Consider the following 6340-nt stretch of genomic DNA (forward strand, 5'->3'; position numbering starts at 1 on the left):
AGCACGCGGGCGCCGATGGGCAGCGCCGCCTCGTCGAGGTCGAAGGTGGGCCGGTGCAGGTCAGAGGTCCCGCCGCCGGCCGCTCCGGGACCGGCGACCCCCAGACGGGCCAGTGCCCCGGGGACGGTGCGCTGGTACCAGGCGAAATCCTCGCCACCGGACGACTGGTGCGTGGGCACCACGTGGGCGACCCCCTCGGCGGCGGCGACCAGCGCGGCGGTGCTCTCGGGGTCGTTGACCACCGGCGGCACGCCCTGCACGTAGTCGAGGCCCCACTCGACCTGCCACGGCGCGAGGATGTTCCCGAGGGATTCGCGCACGAGGTCCTCGGCCAGCGCCCACACCTTCACGTCGGCACTGCGCAGAGTCCCGCGGGCACTACCCGTGGACGGGATGGAGTTGGGTGCCTCCCCTGCTTCGATGAGTCCCCATGTCAGGACCGTTCCCGAGGTCGGGTCGAGGCGCCTATCGAGCACGGCGGGCAGCGTCGTCAGCACGTGCCCGAGGGCAAACCCCAGGTCAGCGGTGCGGTGCGGGCGGGAGGTGTGTCCGCCGTCGCCGCGCAGGTTCACGGTGACCATCGCGTTGGAGGAGGTGATCGGCCCGTCGACGACCCCCACTTCCCCGACCGGCAGAGACGGGTCGACGTGCAGCGCGAAGATGCGCTCGACCCCCTCGAGCGCGCCACCGTCGATCGCGTCCAGCGCCCCACCGGGCACCGTCTCCTCCGCGGCCTGGAACACCAGCCGCGCCGGCGGGCAGCGCCCCTCGCGGTCGGCGGCGGCGAGGATCTCGGCCGCACCCATGAGCATGGCCGTGTGCGCGTCGTGCCCGCAGGCGTGCATGACCCCGTCGGTGACGGAGGCGAAGTCCAGACCCGTGCCCTCGTGGAGAGCCAGCGCGTCCAGGTCCGCGCGCAGCGCGATGCGCCCGCCCCCGGCGGACGGCGCCCCGACGTCGCAGATGACACCGGTACCGGGCAACCTGCGCGGGGCCAGGCCGAGCGATTCGAGATGCGAGAACACGACCCCCGTTGTCCGCTCCTCCCGATACGACAACTCGGGATGGGCGTGGATGTCGCGGCGCCACGCCGTCAGGCGCCGCCCGAAACCGTCATCGAGCATGTGTCTCCTCCCGTTCCTTGATGGTCACGCGCCGGGCCGACTCCAGCTCCGGCTCCCCGACGTCGACGACGCAGTCCAGTCCGCGCGATGTCAGGTCCGGGCGACGGCCGGCCACAACGTCGCCGAACCACGCAGCCATGCCTTCAATCATCCGCTCGATGTTGTGGGACCGCAGGATCTCGTGGCCCTCATCGGGGAACTCCATCATGGCTGCACAGCCGCCCGCCGCACGCACCGCGCGGACCATCCGCCGTGATTCGGCGGGTACCACGTTACCGTCGCGGGCACCGTGGATGGCCAGCAGCGGCGCCGTCACCTCTCCTGCCAGGCGCAGCGGTGACCAGCGGGCCAGGATCTCGGCGTCGTCGACGGGGTGGCCGTACTTGGAGTACGCCGCGGTGGCGATCCACGGTTCCGTCTCCACGTAGAACGCCCGCAGGTCACTCATGCCGCACACGGCCACGCCGGCTGCGAAAGCGCCGGGGTGCATGGCCATGAGGCAGTTGGTCAGGTATCCGCCGTAGGAACGCCCGGAGCAGAAGAGGGTGGCACGTTCCGCGGTCCCGGAGGCGACGAGGTCCTCGGCGACGTCGAGGGCGTCGTCGATCGACCTGCCCCGCAACTCGACGTCGTCGGCACGCGCGAAGGCCCGACCGTAGCCGGTCGACCCGCGGACGTTGGGCAGTACCACGCGGAAGCCGGCCCGCCGCAGGCCCTCGACCATGGGGTCGTGGACGGGGCGGGACTGCCACTCCGGCCCGCCGTGGAACCACAGGATCGTCGGCGGGGGCGCGTCCGACGCGCCGGAGGCCGGCAGCGGATCGTAGACCAGTGACTCGACCTCGAGTCCGTCCCTCGTCCGCGTCCACCGGCGGCGTGGAGCGAGGGAGGTGTCGACTGTTCCCGCAACACGCTCCCGATCAAGGTGGACGGTTTCCCCGGTCTCCCGGTCATGGAGCACCACCGTCGCGGGCAGGCCCGGCCCCTGGATGGTCAGCGCCACGCGACGGCCCGTGAAGTCCAGCGACGGCTCGGTGGCCACCACCGCTCCCAGGTCGATGGGGGCACCCAGCTGCCGGCGGGCGACGTCGTAGGGCCGGACCTCGGTGAACCCGGCGCAGTTGAACAGCAGGACCGCGCAACCGGCGTCCTCGGACAACTCAACATGGTCGAGCTCGGCACCGGACACGGCCGCGACTTCGCGGACCGACCAGGTGCCGTCGGGGTGCAGGTCGGATTCCACCAGCCGGGCGGCACCGGAACCGGCCTCGCTGCGCAGCAGGACCCGGGCGCCGCCGGTGGCCATGGTCCACTCATCCCGGATTAACCGCCCAGGCCAGGAATCGGCGTCCTCGGACCACGGGGCCACGAGCTTCTCCGACAGGCAAATTCCTTCCTGCCCTCGTTCGGCAGACATCCGCCGCAACAGCAGCCCCCGGCGGCCGCGCTGCCCGGCGCGGATGAGCACCCGGTCGTCGAGGGCGTCCATCAGCTCGTGCTCGGGCAGACCGTCCACCACGACATAGCGGCCCGAGCGTGGATTCACGATGCGGGATTCGTCGATGCCGCCGGGCACGCGCGCGGTGAGCAGCAGGTAACCACCGGCGAATCCGACCAGCTTCACCGTCAGGTCCGAGGAGTCGGACATGCGGCGCGCGGACGGGTCCGCGGGGTCGCTGGTGACCAGCCACACCTCGGAGCGCGGGCCGTTCCCCGGGGCCACCTCCAGCGCCAGCACGCTGCCGTGCTCGCTGTACCGGATCTTGTGCACCGGGCCCTCGACGGGCAGCCGCACCCGGCGGACCTCACCGGCCCGCCAGTCGGTGAGGAATCGCTGGACCGCGTACGGGCCGGCGCCGTCATCGACGAGGTAGGCGACCGAGGAGCCGTCCGGCGCGACGGTGGCGCCGTGGGTGGTGCGGTACCCGCGTTCGTGCATCAGTCCCGCAGCACCCACGTGTCCTTGGCACCTCCGCCCCGGGACGAGTTCACGATCATGCTTCCCTCCGGTGCGACCCTGGTCAACGGGCTGGGGGCGGTCCGCGCGATGACGGAGCCGTTCTCCTCGTGCGCGTGGACGAACACCCGCAGGTCGACGTGCCGCGGACCGAAGCCGGCGCCGTCGAAGGTGGGGTGGGTGGACAGACCGATGATCGGCTGGCCGATGTAGCGCTCCGGGTGGGTGGTCAGTTCGTCTGCCCGCGCCGACAGCTCCGCCTCGGTGCACTCGGGCCCGATGGTCACGCCGGCGCCGCCGAAGCCGTCGATCGGCTTGACCACGAGGTTGCCGATGTTCTCCAGCACGTAGTCCCGCTGGTCGCGGTCGGCACACAGGTACGTCGGCACCTGGGCGATGAGCGGTTCCTCCGAGAGGTAGTAGCGGATGAGGTCCGGCACCTTCGAGTACACGGCCTTGTCATCGGCCACGCCGTTGCCCATCGCGTTGGCGACGGTGAGGGCGCCGAGGGCCTGGGCCGTCGTCAGGCCCGGCCCGAGCGGGGCACCATCCGCCCCCTTGGACGACATCAGCATGTCCTCGTCGATGCGGGCGTAGAGGACGTCGATACGCTTGGGCGAGCCGTCCGCGATGCGGTAGAGCACGTCGTTGTCCACGACCAGCTCCTCCGGCGTGACCAGGGCCATCCCCACCATCCGGGCGAGTTCGGAATGCTCGTGCCAGGCAGAGTCCGCCCGGCCGGTGGTCACCAGCGCCAGCTCGACGTCCTCGGGATCGACCGGGGCCCACGTGCCCGGGTGTGTGGACGTCGGCGCCGCGGCGACGAGGGTCTCACGGAACATGGCGCCGACCTCACCCGGGTCGAGCAGTGTCCCCGGCGGGGTGATCTCCGGCAGGAACGTCGAGGTCAACCGGCGGGCGGCCATGGCGAAGGCCGTGCCCGAGGGCACGCGGGCATTGTCCTCGAGCACCATCCAGCCGTCGTTGTCCTGTTTGATCACGTCCGATCCGATGATGTTGGCCCGCACCCGGTGGCGCGCCGCCCGCCCGTACCGGCGATAGCCCGAGGAGCGGTCGATCATCTCCGGGGTGACCACGCCGTCACGCAGGCACAGCTGGCGGGTGTACAGGTCGTCGAGGAAGAGGTTGAGCGCCACCGCGCGCTGCTCCAGCCCGCGCGAGAGCATCGACCAGTCCTCCGGCCCGATGAGGCGCGGGACCACGTCGATCGGGAAGGGCCGCGGCGCGGCTTCGCCCGTGACGCGGAAGGTCACGCCCTCGATCTCCTCCTCGCGCTGCATCTGTGCTTGTCGACGCCGCAGTTCCGCCGGACCCAGTGTCGTGATCGACTCGAGGACCTCCTCCATCTCCGATCGTGGGGCGCCATCGGCGTCGACGGCCTCGTCGTGGGCGAAGGCGCCGTCGGCAAGCGAGACCAGCTGGTAGTCGCGGGGGCCGCCGTCGTCCGACCACGCCTCATCAAAGGAGTTCTCCCGCTCACCGGAGGTGATGGCGATGAGCTCATCGACGACGTCGATGAGGCGCGCCCGCCTGTTGAGCACGCGGCGCTGCCGTGATGCCGAGGAACCACGGTGGAGCACCCGACCGGTGAGCTCCCGGACGGACTCGAGGTCACCGGCCCGCTCGAGCTGCGGGGCGACCTCCTCCACCAGATCCCGCACAACGTCATGCGCCGGCCGCGACGTGAAGTCGCGCAGATCCGCCAGCTCGCCCTCCATACCGAACCTCGCCGCGCGCCACCTGGCCGCCACGATGACCGAATCGGGGATGTCGGGGGCCTCCACCCCGGCGGCGATGTCCTCCTGCGCCCGCATGACCAGCGCGCGGTACAGGCCGGCGATGAGCTCCACGACGTCGAGCGACGGGCAGGCGTCGCACACCCGCAGCTCCAGCGTGTCCACCCGGGCCGACGGGCGGACGTCGAAGTACGCCATCCCCGGGTCCGAGATGCAGCCCGAGGAGATCATCTGCTCCAGCAGGCGGTCATATTCCTCCGCGGTGTTCGCCGGCGGCCGCGGCCCCGTCGCCGGCCACCGGCTCCACACCAGCGTGCGCGAGGACGCGTATCCCGTGTCCGACCCGTCCGCCGCGAAGGGCGAGGACGCCGACAGCGCCAGCAGGATCGGCAAGTACGGCGCGATCCGACGCGCCACCTGGATCGCCTCATCACGGTTGGGCATGTCCACGTGGAACTGCACACCGCAGATCAGCTGCTCACGGGCCAGCACGGCATAATCGGCGGCCATGGTGCGGTACCGGGGGTTGTCCGTCACCCACAGGTTCGCCGGGGAGGCCAGCGGCACCGTACCCGCCGCGACGACACCCAGGCCGATCTCCTTGGCATGGTCGGCGACCAGGCGGCGTTGTCTGCTCAATTCCTCGCGGAGCTCCCCGAGGTCGGCGGTCACACCGCTGTTGAGCTCGACGACGCAACTCTGCAGCTCTTCGACGAACGCCGTACCCGGCAGCCGCTGGAGCAGGTCGGGGGCGCGGGAGGCCAGGCTTCGGGTGGCGAGGTCGACGAGGTGAAATTCTTCTTCGACCCCTAGTTTCGGCACGCTAAGGGTTGTCATGAACTCATCGTACGGCAGTGATGAATGCCCAGGTGCCGGACCGGCGAAAAAATCTGTACAACGACAGAATTATCGCGAGACTAGTCGCCGATCTGGTCGCGGCCGCGCAGCACGATGAGCGGATCCGGCGTGCCCACCACCTCATGGTCCTTGTTCGTGTACTCGAACTTGGACAGGATGTAGCGCATGGCGTTGATACGCGCACGCTTCTTGTCGTTGGACTTGATGGTGATCCAAGGCGACTCGTCGGTGTCCGTGTAGCGGAACTGCTCCTCCTTGGCGCGGGTGTAGTCGTCCCACTTGTCCAGGGAGGCCAGGTCCATCGGGGACAGCTTCCACTGACGCACGGGATCCACCTGCCGGATGGCGAAGCGGGTGCGCTGCTCCTTGCGGGTGACGGAGAACCAGAACTTCGTCAGGGAGATACCCGAACCCAGGAGCATGTTCTCCAGCATGGGCACCTCGCGGAGGAACTCGGCGTGCTGAGACTCCGTACAGAAGCCCATGACGCGCTCAACGCCGGAACGGTTGTACCAGGAGCGGTCGAAGAAGACGATCTCACCGGCGGCCGGGAAGTGCGAGATGTAGCGCTGGAAGTACCACGAGGTGGACTCACGCGGGGAGGGCTTCTCCAGGGCGACGGTGCGGGCACCACGGGGGTTGAG

General features: G+C 70.2%; 4 protein-coding genes. All 4 read right to left on the bottom strand.

Annotation, left to right across the window (positions count from 1 at the left end):
• Positions 1-1124, bottom strand: a 1124-nt coding sequence (locus tag Q4F73_RS10805) for an amidohydrolase (protein ID WP_303359354.1), incomplete at its 3' end; no start/stop codon positions are given.
• Entirely contained in the window at positions 1114-3063 is a 1950-nt protein-coding gene (locus Q4F73_RS10810; protein ID WP_303359355.1) for a S9 family peptidase, read from the bottom strand. The genes Q4F73_RS10810 and Q4F73_RS10805, both read right to left, overlap by 11 nt.
• A complete protein-coding gene (locus tag Q4F73_RS10815) occupies positions 3063-5675 on the bottom strand; it encodes a carboxylate--amine ligase/circularly permuted type 2 ATP-grasp protein (RefSeq protein ID WP_303359356.1) in 2613 nt (870 codons plus the stop codon). Before Q4F73_RS10815 ends, Q4F73_RS10810 begins: the two co-directional genes overlap by 1 nt.
• 80 nt (positions 5676-5755) lie before the next feature.
• Positions 5756-6340 (bottom strand): polyphosphate kinase 2 (locus tag Q4F73_RS10820; protein ID WP_303359357.1); only part of this gene is annotated, 585 nt, incomplete at its 5' end.

Origin of the sequence: Corynebacterium sp. (assembly GCF_030535495.1) — a bacterium.
Lineage (GTDB): Bacteria > Actinomycetota > Actinomycetes > Mycobacteriales > Mycobacteriaceae > Corynebacterium.